Origin of the sequence: Pseudomonas sp. R-28-1W-6, from assembly GCF_009799925.1 — a bacterium.
Lineage (GTDB): Bacteria > Pseudomonadota > Gammaproteobacteria > Pseudomonadales > Pseudomonadaceae > Aquipseudomonas.
This window is the reverse complement of sequence record NZ_WELK01000001.1, coordinates 802,747-818,400: the sequence shown is the minus strand read 5'-3', so window position 1 is coordinate 818,400 and position 15,654 is coordinate 802,747. Positions and strand designations below refer to the sequence as shown.

The 15,654-nt window shown below is 65.5% G+C and carries 16 protein-coding genes; 10 read left to right on the top strand and 6 right to left on the bottom strand.

Annotated elements, in window-relative coordinates; translation table 11 throughout:
* Positions 1-124: 124 nt before the first annotated feature.
* A complete protein-coding gene (gene thiI, locus F3I62_RS03785; protein ID WP_160488336.1) occupies positions 125-1,582 on the bottom strand; it encodes a tRNA uracil 4-sulfurtransferase ThiI in 1,458 nt (485 codons plus the stop codon).
* Here thiI and F3I62_RS03780 point away from each other — a divergent pair.
* The 6 genes from F3I62_RS03780 to ntrC all read left to right on the top strand — a co-directional run bounded on the left by F3I62_RS03780 (position 1,581) and on the right by ntrC (position 7,377).
* Positions 1,581-1,811, top strand: a complete 231-nt coding sequence (locus tag F3I62_RS03780; protein WP_160488335.1) for a hypothetical protein — start codon at positions 1,581-1,583, stop codon at positions 1,809-1,811. The genes thiI and F3I62_RS03780 overlap by 2 nt on opposite strands.
* 103 nt (positions 1,812-1,914) lie before the next feature.
* Positions 1,915-3,321, top strand: a complete 1,407-nt coding sequence (gene glnA / locus F3I62_RS03775; protein ID WP_160488334.1) for a type I glutamate--ammonia ligase — start codon at positions 1,915-1,917, stop codon at positions 3,319-3,321.
* 132 nt (positions 3,322-3,453) lie between these two features.
* Positions 3,454-4,011: a DUF4124 domain-containing protein gene (locus tag F3I62_RS03770; protein WP_160488333.1), complete on the top strand. Its 558-nt coding sequence runs from the start codon at positions 3,454-3,456 to the stop codon at positions 4,009-4,011.
* 33 nt (positions 4,012-4,044) lie between these two features.
* Positions 4,045-4,668 carry a DUF4124 domain-containing protein gene (locus F3I62_RS03765; protein WP_160488332.1) on the top strand — a complete coding sequence of 208 codons (624 nt, stop codon included), beginning with the start codon at positions 4,045-4,047 and terminating at the stop codon, positions 4,666-4,668.
* Positions 4,669-4,861: 193 nt separating this feature from the next.
* On the top strand, positions 4,862-5,941 hold the full coding sequence (gene glnL / locus F3I62_RS03760; protein WP_160488331.1) for a nitrogen regulation protein NR(II): 1,080 nt from the start codon (positions 4,862-4,864) through the stop codon (positions 5,939-5,941).
* A gap of 2 nt (positions 5,942-5,943) precedes the next feature.
* Positions 5,944-7,377, top strand: coding sequence for a nitrogen regulation protein NR(I) (gene ntrC / locus F3I62_RS03755; RefSeq protein WP_160488330.1), 1,434 nt, complete (start codon positions 5,944-5,946; stop codon positions 7,375-7,377).
* A 412-nt stretch (positions 7,378-7,789) separates the two neighbouring features.
* Here ntrC and F3I62_RS03750 read toward each other — a convergent pair whose 3' ends face one another.
* Positions 7,790-8,380 (bottom strand): hypothetical protein, encoded by a 591-nt coding sequence (locus F3I62_RS03750; protein WP_160488329.1) that lies wholly within the window; start codon positions 8,378-8,380, stop codon positions 7,790-7,792.
* 113 nt (positions 8,381-8,493) lie between these two features.
* On the opposite strand from F3I62_RS03750, the gene trmL reads away from it, so the two are divergent.
* Positions 8,494-8,955, top strand: a complete 462-nt coding sequence (trmL, locus tag F3I62_RS03745; protein ID WP_160488328.1) for a tRNA (uridine(34)/cytosine(34)/5-carboxymethylaminomethyluridine(34)-2'-O)-methyltransferase TrmL — start codon at positions 8,494-8,496, stop codon at positions 8,953-8,955.
* Positions 8,956-9,087: 132 nt separating this feature from the next.
* Here trmL and secB read toward each other — a convergent pair whose 3' ends face one another.
* The 3 genes from secB to F3I62_RS03730 are packed head-to-tail and all read right to left on the bottom strand — an operon-like array spanning position 9,088 to position 10,278.
* Positions 9,088-9,573: a protein-export chaperone SecB gene (secB, locus tag F3I62_RS03740; RefSeq protein WP_160488327.1), complete on the bottom strand. Its 486-nt coding sequence runs from the start codon at positions 9,571-9,573 to the stop codon at positions 9,088-9,090.
* 35 nt (positions 9,574-9,608) lie between these two features.
* Positions 9,609-9,863 carry a glutaredoxin 3 gene (grxC, locus tag F3I62_RS03735; RefSeq protein ID WP_160488326.1) on the bottom strand — a complete coding sequence of 85 codons (255 nt, stop codon included), beginning with the start codon at positions 9,861-9,863 and terminating at the stop codon, positions 9,609-9,611.
* 1 nt (position 9,864) lies between these two features.
* Positions 9,865-10,278: a rhodanese-like domain-containing protein gene (locus tag F3I62_RS03730; RefSeq protein ID WP_160488325.1), complete on the bottom strand. Its 414-nt coding sequence runs from the start codon at positions 10,276-10,278 to the stop codon at positions 9,865-9,867.
* A gap of 142 nt (positions 10,279-10,420) precedes the next feature.
* Here F3I62_RS03730 and gpmI point away from each other — a divergent pair, with 142 nt between their 5' ends.
* The 3 genes from gpmI to F3I62_RS03715 all read left to right on the top strand — a co-directional run bounded on the left by gpmI (position 10,421) and on the right by F3I62_RS03715 (position 14,652).
* Positions 10,421-11,956: a 2,3-bisphosphoglycerate-independent phosphoglycerate mutase gene (gpmI, locus tag F3I62_RS03725; protein ID WP_160488324.1), complete on the top strand. Its 1,536-nt coding sequence runs from the start codon at positions 10,421-10,423 to the stop codon at positions 11,954-11,956.
* Positions 11,957-12,064: 108 nt separating this feature from the next.
* Positions 12,065-13,306 (top strand): murein hydrolase activator EnvC, encoded by a 1,242-nt coding sequence (locus F3I62_RS03720; RefSeq protein ID WP_160488323.1) that lies wholly within the window; start codon positions 12,065-12,067, stop codon positions 13,304-13,306.
* Positions 13,307-13,344: 38 nt separating this feature from the next.
* Entirely contained in the window at positions 13,345-14,652 is a 1,308-nt protein-coding gene (locus tag F3I62_RS03715) for a S41 family peptidase (protein WP_160080161.1), read from the top strand.
* Between the two features lie 195 nt (positions 14,653-14,847).
* On the opposite strand, the gene F3I62_RS03710 is transcribed toward F3I62_RS03715, so the two are convergent.
* On the bottom strand, positions 14,848-15,606 hold the full coding sequence (locus F3I62_RS03710) for an ABC transporter substrate-binding protein (RefSeq protein WP_160488435.1): 759 nt from the start codon (positions 15,604-15,606) through the stop codon (positions 14,848-14,850).
* Positions 15,607-15,654: the final 48 nt, after the last annotated feature.

The window sequence follows — 15,654 nt, the reverse complement described above, 5'->3', positions numbered from 1 at the left end:
CGTCTCGATTAGGGATTCAGCGGCCGCGACGGGTTGCGGCAATAAAAAGGTTCGGCAACGGCTTTAGCGCAACAGCCGGTCGGGAGGGCGGTGGCGGATACTGCCACCGAGCCAACCCGGCTGTTTATGCCGGACGATAAACGCGCACATTGGCATGCCCCTCGCTCAACAGATGGTGAGCATGCAGGCGGCTCATGACACCCTTATCGCAATACAGCAGGTACTGACGATTGGCATCCAGTTCCTTGAAACGGTTGTTGATGGCGTAGAACGGCAGAGTCTGGACCTCGATGCCCGGCAACACCAGCGGCTCGTCTTCGGCGGCATCCGGATGGCGGATATCGAGGACGATCTGCCCGGGCAGCGCCTCGGCAACGATCTCGACCTGCAGGTCTTCGCCCAGCTGGTCGATCACCCGGTCGACGGTGATCCGCGTGGCGCGCTCCAGGGCACGCTCGAGGATGGCCATGTCGAAGTGGGTTTCTTCATGTTCGATGCGCCCCGGCTTGGCCCGGGTGGTCGGGTTCACCGAGATCACCCCGCAGTACTCGGGCATGTGCTTGGCGAACTCGGCGGTGCCGATCTGCGTGGCGCAGTCGATGATGTCCTGCTTGTGGCTGGCGATCAGCGGGCGCAGCACCAGCATGTCGGTGGCCGAATCGATCACCGAGAGGTTGGGCAGGGTCTGGCTGGACACCTGGCTGATCGCCTCGCCGGTAACCAGGGCATCGATGCGCAGTTCTTCGGCGATGCGGCTGGCGGCGCGCAGCATCATGCGCTTGAGCACCACGCCCATCTGGCTGTTGTCGACCTTGCCGAGGATCTCGCCCACCACTTCCTCGAACGGCACGCTAATAAAGAGTACGCGGTGCGAGCTGCCGTACTTCTGCCACAGGTAGTGCGCCACTTCCATCACGCCCAGCTCGTGGGCGCGGCCACCAAGGTTGAAGAAGCAGAAGTGGGTCAGCAGGCCGCGACGCATCATCTGGTAGGCGGCGACGGTGGAGTCGAAACCGCCGGACATCAGCACCAGGGTCTGCTCGATCGAGCCCAGCGGATAGCCGCCCAGGCCCTGGTGCTGGGCGTGGATGATCAGCAGGCGCTCGTAGCGCACCTCGAGGCGCACTTCGGTCTCGGGGTTCTTCAGGTCGATGCCACTGGCACCGCACTCGCGGCGCAGGCGGCTGCCGATGTGGCCGGCCAGATCCACCGAGGTGAAATCATGGGTATTGCCGGCGCGCTTGCAGCGCACGGCGAAGCGCTTGCCAGGCAGCTGGGCGCCGAAATGCGCGCGGCATTTCTCGAAGGTGTCGTCGAAATCGAGGTAGGGATATTCGTGCACTTCGAGAAAATGGGCGATGCCCGGGGTGTTGCGCAGGCGCTCGAACATCTGCGCCTGGATCTTCGGCTCGCGCACCTGGCTGATCAGGTCGAGGTTGTCCCACTCGCCCTGCACCTCCAGCTCGGGGTCCAGATCACGCAGCACCGTGCGGATGTTCTTCGCCAGCTGGCGGATGAACTGCTTGCGCACCGGCCGGCTCTTGATGGTGATTTCCGCGAAGGGTTTGACGATGAGTTTCATGGGACAGCGCGTACGCCAGGCAGCCGAAAAAAGAAGGGCGCGGATTATAGCGGAAATTGTTCAAGCTTTAACCAGAAACAACTCGGCAGAATGCAAAAGACCTAAAATGGTGCGCAGCGATAAAAATAGGCACCAAAAAGAAGCACTGCGCAGGGTGGAAAAACTGGTGCAAGCCGCGCAACGCCTGATTTTCAGGCATGGCGCCCATTCCCGTGCACTGGCACACTAATTGCTCCCTTGTGAGGCAAGTCGCTCAGGCGGATTATCCCGCCCGGCTTCAACCATATTCGGGGGCGGCCCCATAACCCGCCTCTTTCCACCTGGAGGACAGCATGTCTAAGGCAATTCAACTGATCAAAGAACACGATGTGAAGTGGGTAGACCTGCGCTTCACTGACATTCGTGGCCAACAGCACCACATCACCATGCCGGCCCGCGACGCCCTGGACGAAGACTTCTTCGAACACGGCAAGATGTTCGACGGTTCCTCCCTGGCCGGCTGGAAAGGCATCGAAGCCTCCGACATGATCCTGCTGCCGGAAGACGACAGCGCCGTTCTCGACCCGTTCACCGAAGAGCCGACCCTGATCCTGGTCTGCGACGTGATCGAGCCGTCCACCATGCAGGGCTACGACCGCGACCCGCGCGCGATCGCCAAGCGTGCCGAAGAGTTCCTGAAAAGCACCGGTATCGGTGACACCGTATTCGTTGGCCCGGAGCCGGAGTTCTTCATCTTCGACCAGGTCAAGTTCAAGTCGGACATGTCCGGCTCGATGTTCAAGATCTTCTCCGAACAGGCGGCCTGGAGCAGCGACGCCGACTTCGAAGGCGGCAACAAGGGCCACCGCGTAGCAGTCAAGGGCGGCTACCTGCCGACCCCGCCGTCCGACTACGACCACGAAATCCGCACCGCGATGTGCAACGCCCTGGAAGAAATGGGCCAGGTCGTCGAAGTGCACCACCACGAAGTGGCCACTGCCGGCCAGAACGAAATCGGCGTCAAGTTCAACACCCTGGTGAAGAAGGCCGACGAAGTTCAGACCCTGAAGTACTGCGTGCACAACGTGGCTGACGCCTACGGCAAGACCGCCACCTTCATGCCGAAGCCGCTGTACGGCGACAACGGCTCGGGCATGCACGTGCACATGTCCATCTCCAAGGATGGCAAGAACACCTTCGCCGGCGAAGGCTATGCCGGCCTGTCCGATACCGCCCTGTACTTCATCGGCGGCATCATCAAGCACGGCAAGGCACTGAACGCCCTGACCAACCCGGCGACCAACTCCTACAAGCGTCTGGTTCCGGGCTTCGAAGCGCCGGTGATGCTGGCCTACTCGGCCCGCAATCGTTCCGCCTCGATCCGCATCCCGTACGTCGCCAGCCCGAAAGGCCGTCGCATCGAGGCGCGCTTCCCGGATCCGGCTGCCAACCCGTACCTGGCCTTCGCCGCCCTGCTGATGGCCGGTATCGACGGTATCCAGAACAAGATCCACCCTGGCGATGCGGCCGACAAGAACCTGTACGACCTGCCGCCGGAAGAGTCCAAGCTGATCCCGCAGGTATGCGGCAGCCTGAAAGAAGCCCTGGAGGCCCTGGAGGCCGACCACGACTTCCTGCTCAAGGGCAACGTATTCAGCAAGGACTTCCTGGAAGCCTTCACCGAGCTGAAGAGCGAAGAGGAAATCAAGGTACGCACCTTCGTACACCCGCTGGAATACGACCTGTACTACAGCGTCTAAGCCGGTAGCGTGATGAAAAGACCTCCTTCGGGAGGTCTTTTTTTTGCGCCACAACACGCCGGGAAAGCCGTGCGCTTGCCAGCCAGCCCTGCAGATGCAAGGCTTAGGCACAGCTCACCCGGGAGTACACCGATGCGCCTGCTCACCGCCTGCCTGCTCTGCGCCCTGGCCCTGCCGGCCGCCGCGCAGATCTACAAATACACCGATGCCAACGGCAACACGGTGTTCACCAACCAGCCGCCGGAAGGCCAGGCGGCGCAATCCGTCGAGCTGCCGCCGACCAACTCGGTGCCCGCGCAAAAGCCCAGCGTCGTCGTCGAGACGCCCGAGCCTGCCGCCGCGCAGGATGCCTACCAGGTGCTACAGCTCACCGGCATCCCCACCGAGGAAGCACTGCGGGCCAACAATGGCACCTTCACCGTGGGCGTGGCGATCGAGCCGCGCCTGATCCCCGGGCACCGCTTGCGCCTGCTGCTGGATGGCAAACCCCATGGCCAACCGAGCAATGTCACCCGCCTGCAGGTGAGCAACGCCGATCGTGGCGAGCACAGCCTGGCGGTCGAGGTACTCAGCGGCGACCAGGTCATCCAGCAGAGCCCCACCCAGACCTTCACCGTGCAGCGCATCAGCATCAACAGCCCGGCGCGCCCCAAGCCAACGCCGACGCCAACCCCCAGGCCGGCCCCGTAATCCCGCCACTTCCCCGCGAGCAACCCGACGCTTATGTATCGCCCGCTGTTCTGCCTGCTTCTCTGCCTCACCGGTCTGCCCGCGCAGGCCGGCGTCTACACCTACATCGATGCCGACGGCAATCGGGTGTTCACCGACCAGCCGCCCTCCGAGCGCGCCGAACGCATCGAGATGGCGCCGTCCAACAGCATGAACGGCGTAGAGGTGAGCCGCCCACCGGTATCGCTGACCCTGGAGGAGCCCAAGCCGCCGGCCTACCAGCTGCTGCGCATCCTCATCCCCGAGCCTGACGCGACCATCATCGACCAGGCCGGCAACCTGATCGTCACCGCCACCAGCGAGCCCGGCCTGCTGCCGGAGCATAACTTCCGCCTGATCATGGATGGCCAGCCCGTCGGCCAGCCCGGCCGCAGCCCGGTCTTCCCGCTGCAGAACATCGATCGCGGCACCCACCAGCTGTCGGTGGAAATCCTCGACGCCGGCGGGCGCATCGTCGAACGCACGCCGAGCCAGCCGGTGCACATCAAGCGCATCTCCCTGGCGCAGAAGCGCCAGGCCAATCCATGCAAGAAAGCCGACTACGGCGTGCGCCCGGAATGCCCGCTGAAGGACAAACCGGCAGAGCCCAAGGACATCCCCCTGGTTCCCTTCATCTGACCCGGCAGATCAATGCACCAAATTGACGCATTGATCTGCACCGATTTCTATACTCTCCCTGTTTTGGTTCATCCCGCGCACCACGCCCTGCGCTGAAAAGCAGCCAAAACCGCGTCACCCGCAGAAACCACGCAACTTTTCAGGGCTTTGGTTTGCTTCTTGCATTTTCCTGCCCATTGCCGGATGCCTGCCCATGACCCTGAACGACACACTGCTGCGCCTGCTGCTGGACAACCTGACCACCGCCACCATTCTGCTCAACGACGACCTGCGTCTTGAGTACATGAACCCGGCGGCGGAGATGCTCCTGGCCGTCAGCGGCCAGCGCAGCCACGGCCAGTTCATCAGCGAACTGTTCACCGAATCGGCCGAAGCGCTCAGCTCCCTGCGCCAGGCCGTCGAGCACGCGCACCCCTTCACCAAGCGCGAAGCCCTGCTCACCTCGCTGAGCGGCCAGACCATCACCGTGGACTACGCCGTCACGCCGATCCTCAACCGCGGCCAGACCCTGCTGCTGCTGGAAGTGCACCCGCGCGACCGCCTGTTGCGCATCACCAAGGAAGAGGCGCAGCTGTCCAAGCAGGAAACCACCAAGCTGCTGGTGCGCGGCCTGGCCCACGAGATCAAGAACCCGCTCGGCGGCATCCGCGGCGCCGCCCAGCTGCTGGCCCGCGAGCTGCCGGAAGAAAGCCTCAAGGATTACACCAACGTGATCATCGAGGAGGCCGACCGCCTGCGTAACCTGGTCGACCGCATGCTCGGCTCGAACAAGCTGCCGAGCCTCGCCATGACCAATATCCACGAGGTGCTGGAGCGGGTCAGCAGCCTGATCGAGGCCGAATGCCAGGGCAGCATCACCCTGGTGCGCGACTACGACCCGAGCATCCCCGATGTGCTGATCGACCGCGAGCAGATGATCCAGGCGGTGCTCAATATCGTGCGCAACGCCATGCAGGCGCTGGCCGGGCAGAGCGACCTGCGCCTGGGCCGCATCAGCCTACGCACCCGCACCCTGCGCCAGTTCACCATCGGCCACACCCGCCACCGCCTGGTGGTCAAGGTGGAAATCATCGACAACGGCCCGGGCATTCCCGCCGAGCTGCAGGAAACCATCTTCTACCCCATGGTCAGCGGCCGCCCGGACGGTACCGGGCTGGGCCTGGCCATTACCCAGAACATCATCAGTCAGCACCAGGGGCTGATCGAGTGCGAGAGCCACCCCGGCCATACCGTGTTCTCGATCTTCCTGCCCCTGGAACAAGGAGCCTCTTAGTCATGAGCCGCAGTGAAACCGTCTGGATCGTCGATGACGACCGTTCCATCCGCTGGGTGCTGGAAAAGGCCCTGCAACAGGAAGGCATGACCACCCAGAGTTTCGACAGCGCCGACGGCGTGCTCAGCCGCCTGTCCCGCCAGCAGCCGGACGTGATCATCTCCGACATCCGCATGCCGGGCGCCAGCGGCCTGGAGTTGCTGGCGCGCATCCGCGACCTGCACCCGCGCCTGCCGGTGATCATCATGACCGCCCATTCCGACCTGGACAGCGCCGTGGCCTCCTACCAGGGCGGTGCCTTCGAGTACCTGCCCAAGCCGTTCGACGTCGACGAGGCGGTGTCCCTGGTCAAGCGCGCCAACCAGCACGCCCAGGAGCAGCAGGGCCTGGCCGTTCCGGTCGAGCAGGCCGCCACCCCGGAAATCATCGGCGAAGCGCCGGCCATGCAGGAGGTGTTCCGCGCCATCGGCCGCCTCAGCCACTCCAACATCACCGTGCTGATCAACGGCGAATCCGGTACCGGCAAGGAGCTGGTCGCCCACGCCCTGCACCGCCACAGCCCGCGCGCCGCCTCGCCGTTCATCGCGCTGAACATGGCGGCGATCCCCAAGGACCTGATGGAGTCCGAGCTGTTCGGCCACGAGAAGGGCGCCTTCACCGGCGCGGCCAACCAGCGCCGCGGGCGCTTCGAGCAGGCCGACGGCGGCACCCTGTTCCTCGACGAAATCGGCGACATGCCGGCCGACACCCAGACCCGCCTGCTGCGCGTGCTGGCCGACGGCGAGTTCTACCGGGTCGGCGGCCACACCCCGGTCAAGGTCGACGTGCGCATCATCGCCGCCACCCACCAGAACCTGGAAACCCTGGTGCAGGCCGGCAAGTTCCGCGAAGACCTGTTCCACCGCCTCAACGTGATCCGCATCCACATCCCGCGCCTGTCCGATCGCCGCGAGGACATCCCCACCCTGGCCCGCCACTTCCTCGCCCGCGCCGCCCAGGAGCTGGCGGTGGAGCCCAAGCTGCTGAAGAGCGAGACCGAGGACTACCTCAAGCACCTGCCCTGGCCGGGCAACGTGCGCCAGCTGGAGAACACCTGCCGCTGGATCACCGTGATGGCCTCCGGGCGCGAAGTGCACGTCGACGACCTGCCGCCGGAGCTGCTCACCCAGCCCCAGGAAAGCGCGCCGGCGACCAACTGGGAACAGGCCCTGCGCCAGTGGGCCGACCAGTCCCTGGCCCGCGGCCAGTCCAGCCTGCTCGATAGCGCCGTGCCGGCCTTCGAACGGATCATGATCGAGACCGCGCTCAAGCACACCGCCGGCCGCCGCCGCGATGCCGCCGTGCTGCTGGGCTGGGGGCGCAACACCCTGACCCGCAAGATCAAGGAACTGGGCATGAAGGTCGACGGCGGCGATGACGACGACGGCGACGAATAAGCCGCACGCCCGGCGCCACCCTGAAACGGGCCCGATCGGGCCCGTTTTTCATGGGCGCCACACAAGGGCGACCCGGCAGGGCTTCGCGACTGAAGCCGCGAACAACCCGGCCAGTACAAATGCGCCAGAGCAATGCACTCGCCTCGACCCGGTGCACAGCCACGAGTCAAGCGCAGTCCCGCCAGCGCCCGAGCCGGACCGTCAGAAACCGCTGCAACCCAGGATTCACGAGGCCTGCAGGCGTCGTAATAAAACTGGCACACAGTCTGCATAGACTCTAGCAATCCCAGTTTCGGGGACCTTGGTACAGGCAGGCCGGGGATTCCCCTCTTTTACAAGCCCAACACAAAGGCCACCTTCGCGGGTGGCCTTTGTGCTTTCTGGCGCCATGAATCCAGACCCGCTAGCCGCCTCACTTGGCCGACGGCGCTGCAACGGCGGCGGGCGGCGCCAGCGGCACCTCGATCCGCAGCAGCCAGCGCTCGCCGGCCGCCTCCAGGCGCTCGCGCACCTCGACGCGCTGGCCCAGGCCGACCAGCAACACCTGCACATCCGCGCCACGGCTCTCGACCCGCCAGGACAGGCTGCGCCCGCCAGCCTGAACCCGGCCGCGCCGCGCCGCGCCCTCCAGCTGCGCGCCCGGCAGGCGCAGGCTCACCGCGCCGCTTTCCTCGCTGCGTCGGTAGGCCACCGGGCGATCCAGCAAAACCTGCAGCTCCAGGCCGCTGCCGTCATGCGGCGACCGCACCTCGATAACCCGCGCAGCGACTGCGGCCTGCACCGGCGGCCTGACGCTGGCCAGGTTGGGCACGCCCTTGACCACCCGGCCGATCATCAGCCCCACCAGCAGGCCCATGAGGATCACCGCGGCCAGCCAGAGCGAACCGCGGCGCAGGCGCTCGGTACGTTCCTGGCGCGCCGCCGCGGCCTCGTCCGCCGCCTGGGCCTGCAGTTGCTGGCGCTGTTCGGCGGACAGCTCGTCCGCCGCGGCCTTCTCTCGCATAGATTCCACCCACTGCCCCTTGTGAACCTGCCGTCCCGGCACCGCCCCGAAGCCAACGGCACGCGGCGGCACACTGTAGAATGTCAGCCTTCGCCCTGCCCCGAGCCCGCCCCATGTTCCATGTCGTTCTGTTCCAGCCCGAGATCCCGCCGAACACCGGCAACATCATCCGCCTGTGCGCCAACACCGGCTGCCAGCTGCACCTGATCGAGCCCCTGGGTTTTGAACTGGACGACAAGCGCCTGCGTCGTGCCGGCCTGGATTATCACGAATACGCGACCTTGAAACGCCACAAATCCTTGGGCGACTGCATCGCGGAGACCCAGTGCGACAGGGTATTGGCATTCACCACAAAAGCCAGCCACAGCTACGCGCAAATGCAGTTCCGCCGCGGCGATCTGCTGCTGTTCGGCCCGGAAAGCCGCGGCCTGCCCAGCGAGATCCTCGAGCAGATCCCCGACCAGCAACGCCTGCGCATGCCGATGCGCCCGGAATGCCGCAGCCTCAACCTGTCCAATGCGGTGGCCGTGGTGGTCTACGAGGCCTGGCGACAGAACGACTTCGCCATGGCCTGAAAACGTGCTCAAAGCCTGCTGCGCATCGCGCCATGCTGCGTTGAGCTCGCGAGACGTTGAACACGTTTTGAGTACAGATAGCAGGCAGAAAAAAAAGCGCCCCGCGGGGCGCTTTTTTCATCACCGCCGGCCTCAGGCCTGGGCGGTCGCCTCGCCGGCGGACTGCATGCGCTGCAGCTCCTGGGCGTACAGGGCGTCGAAGTTCACCGGAGCCAGCATCAGCGCCGGGAAGGAGCCACGCACCACCAGGCTGTCCAGGGTTTCACGGGCGTAGGGGAACAGCAGGTTCGGGCAGAAGGCGCCGAGGGTGTGGCTCATGGACGCGGCGTCCAGGCCCTTGATCAGGAAGATCCCGGCCTGCTGCACTTCGGCGATGAAGGCGGTCTCTTCGCCGGTCTTCACGGTCACCGAGAGGGTCAGCACCACTTCGTGGAAGTCGCCGTCCAGGGACTTCTGCCGGGTGTTCAGGTCCAGCGCGACGCTCGGCGCCCACTCCTGGCGGAAGATCTCCGGGCTCTTCGGCGCCTCGAAGGACAGATCCTTCACATAGATGCGCTGCAGGGAGAACTGAGGCCCTTGCTCGGCTTGGGCGGCACCGCTGTTTGCTTGTTCGGTCATGACGAAGTCTTCTTATTACGGGTTTCTGAAAGGGTTCAGGCCTGCAGCAGCGCATCCAGCTTGCCGGCGCGCTCCAGGGCATAGAGATCGTCGCAGCCCCCGACATGGATGCTGCCGATCCAGATCTGCGGTACCGAGGTGCGCCCGGCCTTGCGCGTCATTTCGGCGCGCGCTTCGGGCTTGCCATCGACGCTGATGTCGTGGAAGGCCACACCCTTGCTGCTCAGCAGTTGCTTGGCGCGGACGCAGTAGGGGCACCAGGCGCTGGAGTAAACCACAATCTCGGGCATATCACTTGACCACGGGCAAGTTGTCGCCACGCCAGGTGGCGATGCCGCCGCCCAGCTTGGCCGCGGTGAAACCGGCCTTCTGCAGGTCGCGGGCAACGCTGCCGGCGTGCTGGCCCATGGCATCGACCACGATGATGGTCTTGGCCTTGTGCTTGTCCAGTTCGGCCATGCGCCCGGCGAGCTTGTCGAAGGGGATGTTCAGGGCGCCGACGATGTGGCCGCTGGCGAAATCCTTGTTGTTGCGCACGTCCAGAACCAGGCCCTGCTCGCCGTTGACCAGGGTGGTCAGCTCACGGCTGGACAGGCTTTTGCCGCCCTTGCGCAGCTCGGTGACGATCAGCAGCACCAGCAGGAAGGCGAAGCATGCGGTCAGTACATAGTGGTTAGTGGCAAATTCAATCAGGTGGGCCAACATCGCGGAGTTCCAGGGCGTTAAAATGCCGGCCAGTATACACAGCATGCCCTATCGGCCAAGCCCCGCCGGGCGGTGACGCGGCGGGCTTATGGCCGTAAAATGCGCGACCTTTTTGCTCACCATGCACAGCGAGCCAGCCCCCATGAGCGCCACGCCCAAACCCCTGGTCCTGATCATCCTCGACGGCTTCGGTCACAGCGACAACCCCGAGTACAACGCCATTCACGCGGCCCACACGCCGGTCTATGACCGTCTGCGCGCCACCCAGCCGCATGGCCTGATCTCGGGCAGCGGCATGGATGTCGGCCTGCCGGACGGGCAGATGGGCAACTCCGAGGTCGGCCACATGAACCTCGGCGCCGGCCGCGTGGTGTATCAGGACTTCACCCGGGTGACCAAGGCGATCCGCGATGGCGAGTTCTTCGACAATGCCGTGATCACCGGCGCCGTGGATAAAGCCGTGAGCGCCGGCAAGGCCGTGCACATCCTCGGCCTGCTCTCCGATGGTGGCGTGCACAGCCACCAGGACCACCTGGTGGCGATGGCCGAACTGGCCGCCCGCCGCGGCGCCGAGAAGATCTACCTGCACGCCTTCCTCGACGGCCGCGACACCCCGCCGAAGAGCGCCCAGCCGTCCATCGAGCTGCTCGACGCCACCTTCGCCAAGCTCGGCAAGGGCCGCATCGCCAGCCTCACCGGACGCTACTTCGCCATGGACCGCGACAACCGCTGGGACCGCGTCGAGCAGGCCTACCACCTGATCGTCGACGGCGCCGGCCAGTTCAACGCCGCCAGCGCCGTGGAAGGCCTGGCCGCCGCCTACGAGCGCGGCGAGAGCGACGAATTCGTCAAGGCCACCACCATCGGCGAACCGGTGAAAGTCGAAGACGGCGACGCCGTGGTGTTCATGAACTTCCGCGCCGACCGTGCCCGCGAGCTGACCCGCGCCTTCGTCGAGCCCGAGTTCAACGAGTTCGAGCGCCGGCGCGTGCCGCAACTGGCCGGCTTCGTCATGCTCACCCAGTACGCGGCGAGCATCCCGGCGCCCAGCGCCTACAAACCGGAACCGCTGACCAATGTGCTCGGCGAGTACCTGGCCAACAACGGCAAGACCCAGCTGCGCATCGCCGAGACCGAGAAATACGCCCACGTCACCTTCTTCTTCTCCGGCGGCCGCGAAGAGCCGTTCGCCGGCGAGGAGCGCATCCTCATCCCCTCGCCGAACGTCGCCACCTACGACCTGCAGCCGCAGATGAGCGCGCCGGAAGTGACCGACAAGATAGTCGAGGCCATCGAGCAGCAGCGTTATGACGTGATCATCGTCAACTACGCCAACGGCGACATGGTCGGCCACACCGGCGTGTTCTCCGCAGCGGTGGCCGCGGTGGAATGCCTGGATACCTGCGTCGGGCGCATCGTCGCGGCGCTGGACAAGGTCGGCGGCGAAGCGCTGATCACCGCCGACCACGGCAACGTCGAGCAGATGGAAGACGAGTGCACCGGCCAGGCGCACACCGCGCACACCTGCGAGCCGGTGCCGTTCATCTATGTCGGCAAGCGCCCGGCGACCATCCGCGCAGGTGGCGTGCTGGCCGACGTGGCGCCGACCCTGCTGACCCTGATGGGGATGCCGATTCCGGCGGAAATGACCGGCACCAGCATCATCGATCTGAAATAAAGCGCCCCGCGTCGCGAAACGCCTGCCGGTCAGCACCGGCGGGCGTTTTTTTTGCGCGGCGCGACGGGCATACTAGGCCGACTCCCCGCTCCAGGTGCTGCACAGCCCATGTTTCGCGCACTCGCCCTGATAGTCCTGACCAGCCTGCTCGCCCCGGCCGCCTTCGCCGACGAGAAAGCCGCCGCCCAGCAACAGCTGGAGGCCGCGCGCGCCGATGTCGCCGAGCTGAAGAAGCTGCTCGAACAGCTGCAGAAAGAAAAATCCGGGGTGCAGAAGGACCTCAAGCGCACCGAAAGCGAGATGGGCCAGCTGGAGAAGCAGGTCAAGGGCCTGCAGCAGGAGATGAACAAGAGCGAGGAGGAACTGCAGCGCCTCGACCAGGAGAAAAAAAAACTCCAGCAATCGCGCCTTGAACAGCAGCGCCTGATCGGCATCCAGGCCCGCGCCGCCTACCAGGGCGGCCAGCAGGAGCCGCTGCGCCTGCTGCTCAACCAGCAGCAGCCGGAAAAGTTCTCGCGCACCCTCACCTATTACGACTACCTCGGCCAGGCGCGCCTGGAGCAGCTGGCCGCGTTCAACGAAACCCTGCGCCAGCTGGCCAATATCGAAACCGACATCGCCACCCAGCAGGCCCAGCTGGGCGAACAGAAAAGCGCCCTGGACAGCCGCCGCGAGCAGCTCGCCGAAGCGCGCAAGGAGCGCCAGCAGGCCCTGGCCAAGCTGAACAAGCAGTACAGCGCCGGCGACCACAAGCTCAAGGCGCGCCAGCAGGAACAGGCCGAACTGACCCGCGTGCTCAAGACCATCGAGGCAACCCTCGCCCGCCAGGCGCGTGAAGCCGAGGAAGCACGGCGCCTGGCCCTGCTCGAACAGCAGCAGGCGCGCCAGCCGAACAGCCAGCCGCTGGCCCTCGGCCCGGCCGTGACCAGCAGCGGCGCCAGCTACGGCGGCCCCTTCGCCAAGGCCAAGGGCAAGCTGCCGTGGCCGGTCAACGGCCGGGTGGTGGCGCGCTATGGCACGCCGCGCGGCGGCGATGCGCGCACCAAGTGGGACGGCGTGCTGATCGGCGCCAGCGCCGGCAGCCAGGTGCATGCGGTGCACGGCGGGCGGGTGGTGTTCGCCGACTGGTTGCGCGGCGCCGGGCTTCTGGTCATCCTCGATCACGGCAACGGCTACCTGAGCCTGTACGGCCACAACCAAAGCCTGCTCAAAGAGGCCGGCGACATAGTCCGGGCCGGCGAATCGATCGCCACCGTCGGCACCAGTGGCGGGCAGGACACGCCCGCCCTGTATTTCGCCATTCGCCAGCAGGGCCGCCCGAGCGACCCCGCACAGTGGTGCCGCGGCTGACCGCCCGAGGCCGCCCGCAATTATTCCTGGGAGTTCACATGTCGCATTTCCACCGCCTCACCCCCCTCGCCCTGGCCCTCGGCCTGCTGGCGGGCAGCCCCGCCCTGCAGGCCGCGCCCGAGCCGGTGGCGGCCCCGGTGGAAAACGCCAAGGCGCCCTTGCCGCTGGATGAACTGCGCACCTTCGCCGAGGTGATGGACCGCATCAAGTCGGCCTATGTCGAGCCGGTGGACGACAAGACCCTGCTGGAAAACGCCATCAAGGGCATGCTCAGCAACCTCGATCCGCACTCCGCCTACCTGGAGCCGGAAGCCTTCGCCGAGCTGCAGGAAAGCACCAGCGGCGAATTCGGCGGCCTAGGGATAGAAGTCGGCGTGGAGGACAGCTTCCTCAAGGTGGTCACGCCGATCGACGACACCCCGGCCTCGCGCGCCGGCATCCAGCCCGGCGACCTGATCTTCAAGATCGACGGCCAGCCGACCAAGGGCCTGTCGCTGATGGAAGCGGTGGACAAGATGCGCGGCAAGGCCGGCAGCAAGATCGTCCTGACCCTGGTGCGCGAAGGCGGCCAGCCGTTCGATGTGGAACTGACCCGCGCGGTGATCAAGGTCAAGAGCGTGAAGAGCCAGCTGCTCGAGGACGGCTACGGCCTGCTGCGCATCACCCAGTTCCAGATCAATACCGGCGAGGAAGTCGGCAAGGCCCTAGCCAAGCTGCGCAAGGACAATGGCGGCAAGCTGCGCGGCCTGGTCCTCGACCTGCGCAACAACCCCGGCGGCGTGCTGCAGGCGGCGGTGGAGGTCACCGACCACTTCCTCAAGAAGGGCCTGATCGTCTACACCGAGGGTCGGATCGCCAACTCCGAGCTGCGTTTCAACGCCGACCCGGCCGACGCCAGCGAAGGCGTGCCGCTGGTGGTGCTGATCAACGGCGGCAGCGCCTCGGCCTCGGAAATCGTCGCCGGCGCCCTGCAGGACCACAAGCGCGGCGTGCTGATGGGCACCGACAGCTTCGGCAAGGGCTCGGTGCAGACCGTGCTGCCGCTGAACAACGACCGCGCCCTGAAGCTGACCACCGCCCTGTACTACACGCCCAAGGGCCGTTCGATCCAGGCCCAGGGCATCGTGCCGGACATCGAGGTGGCGCGCGCCAAGCTGACCCGCGAGCAGGACAGCGAGAGCATCAAGGAAGCCGACCTGCAGGGCCACCTGGGCAATGGCAACGGCGGCGCCGACAAGCCCAGCGGCAAGAAGAGCGAGAAGCCGGCACGGCCGCAGGACGACGACTACCAGCTGAGCCAGGCGCTCAACCTGCTGAAGGGCCTGAGCGTGACCCGCGGCGACTGAGAACCTGCCTTGGATCTCTTGATCGTCGGCCATGCTGCGTTGAAATTGGGCTCGGACTGCTCATTTACACCTCGTAAACTCCGCGTCCTCGCCCAATTTCGCCTTGCCTGGCTCTAGCTCAAAAGACCCTAAACAGGCTCTGCGCCGCAGTCACAAAAAACCCGGGCAAGCCCGGGTTTTTCATGTCCGCCGGAATTACTCCACGTAGCTCTGGAAGATCTTGTCCACCGTGCCATCGGCGCGCATCTGGTCGAGGGCCTTCTGCAGGCGCTCGACCACCTCGTCCGGGGTTTCCGGGTTGAGGGCCAGATACAGCTCGGCGCTGTCGAAGCGCAGCACGGTCTTCAGCCCGCTGACGCCCTCCAGCTTGGCCAGGTAGCGGCCGGCGGGGTCGCCGGTGGCCCACAGGTCGATCTGCCCGCCCATCAGCTTGGCCACGTTCTCCTGGTCGCGCAGCGAGCTGAGCGGCTCCAGGCCCTGCTTGAGCAGATACTCCGAGATGGCGTCGCCCTTGTAGGCGCCGATGCGGTACTGCTTGGCCTGCTCCAGGCTGAGCAGGGTAATCGGGCTGTCGGCCTTGGCCAGCATCACCCAGTCGTCCGGACCGATCGGGCCGACCCACTTGAACAGCTTTTCCCGCTCCGGCAGCTTGGCCGTCACGAACACGCCATGGTCGGGCAGTTCCAGGGCCATCTTGTAGATGCGCGCCCAGGGGAAGCGCAGGGTCATGTGGTACTGGATGCCGGCCTTCTTGAACATCTCGCCGACCACCTTCACGGCGATGCCGTCGAGGTTTTCCTCGCGGGCGTAGTTCTTGCCGTTGGTCGCCATGTTGTAGGGCGGGAAGTTCTCGGTCAGCAGCACGACCCTGTAGTCGGCTGGCAGTTCGGCACGGGCCAGGGCGGAAAACAGCAGGCCCAGGCCCAGCACCGCCATAGTCAGACGCTTCAACAACATATCCATTTCCTTGACAGTCAAAAGAGACGGGCGGCGCGCGAGCTA

Excerpts from the sequence above, each read along its gene's own strand:
- F3I62_RS03780 (WP_160488335.1), top strand. The coding sequence starts at position 1,581 with ATGGGACAGCGCGTACGCCAGGCAGCCGAAAAAAGAAGGGCGCGGATT.
- thiI (WP_160488336.1), bottom strand. The coding sequence starts at position 1,582 with ATGAAACTCATCGTCAAACCCTTCGCGGAAATCACCATCAAGAGCCGG.
- glnA (WP_160488334.1), top strand. The coding sequence starts at position 1,915 with ATGTCTAAGGCAATTCAACTGATCAAAGAACACGATGTGAAGTGGGTA.
- F3I62_RS03770 (WP_160488333.1), top strand. The coding sequence starts at position 3,454 with ATGCGCCTGCTCACCGCCTGCCTGCTCTGCGCCCTGGCCCTGCCGGCC.
- F3I62_RS03765 (WP_160488332.1), top strand. The coding sequence starts at position 4,045 with ATGTATCGCCCGCTGTTCTGCCTGCTTCTCTGCCTCACCGGTCTGCCC.
- glnL (WP_160488331.1), top strand. The coding sequence starts at position 4,862 with ATGACCCTGAACGACACACTGCTGCGCCTGCTGCTGGACAACCTGACC.
- ntrC (WP_160488330.1), top strand. The coding sequence starts at position 5,944 with ATGAGCCGCAGTGAAACCGTCTGGATCGTCGATGACGACCGTTCCATC.
- F3I62_RS03750 (WP_160488329.1), bottom strand. The coding sequence starts at position 8,380 with ATGCGAGAGAAGGCCGCGGCGGACGAGCTGTCCGCCGAACAGCGCCAG.
- trmL (WP_160488328.1), top strand. The coding sequence starts at position 8,494 with ATGTTCCATGTCGTTCTGTTCCAGCCCGAGATCCCGCCGAACACCGGC.
- secB (WP_160488327.1), bottom strand. The coding sequence starts at position 9,573 with ATGACCGAACAAGCAAACAGCGGTGCCGCCCAAGCCGAGCAAGGGCCT.
- grxC (WP_160488326.1), bottom strand. The coding sequence starts at position 9,863 with ATGCCCGAGATTGTGGTTTACTCCAGCGCCTGGTGCCCCTACTGCGTC.
- F3I62_RS03730 (WP_160488325.1), bottom strand. The coding sequence starts at position 10,278 with ATGTTGGCCCACCTGATTGAATTTGCCACTAACCACTATGTACTGACC.
- gpmI (WP_160488324.1), top strand. The coding sequence starts at position 10,421 with ATGAGCGCCACGCCCAAACCCCTGGTCCTGATCATCCTCGACGGCTTC.
- F3I62_RS03720 (WP_160488323.1), top strand. The coding sequence starts at position 12,065 with ATGTTTCGCGCACTCGCCCTGATAGTCCTGACCAGCCTGCTCGCCCCG.
- F3I62_RS03715 (WP_160080161.1), top strand. The coding sequence starts at position 13,345 with ATGTCGCATTTCCACCGCCTCACCCCCCTCGCCCTGGCCCTCGGCCTG.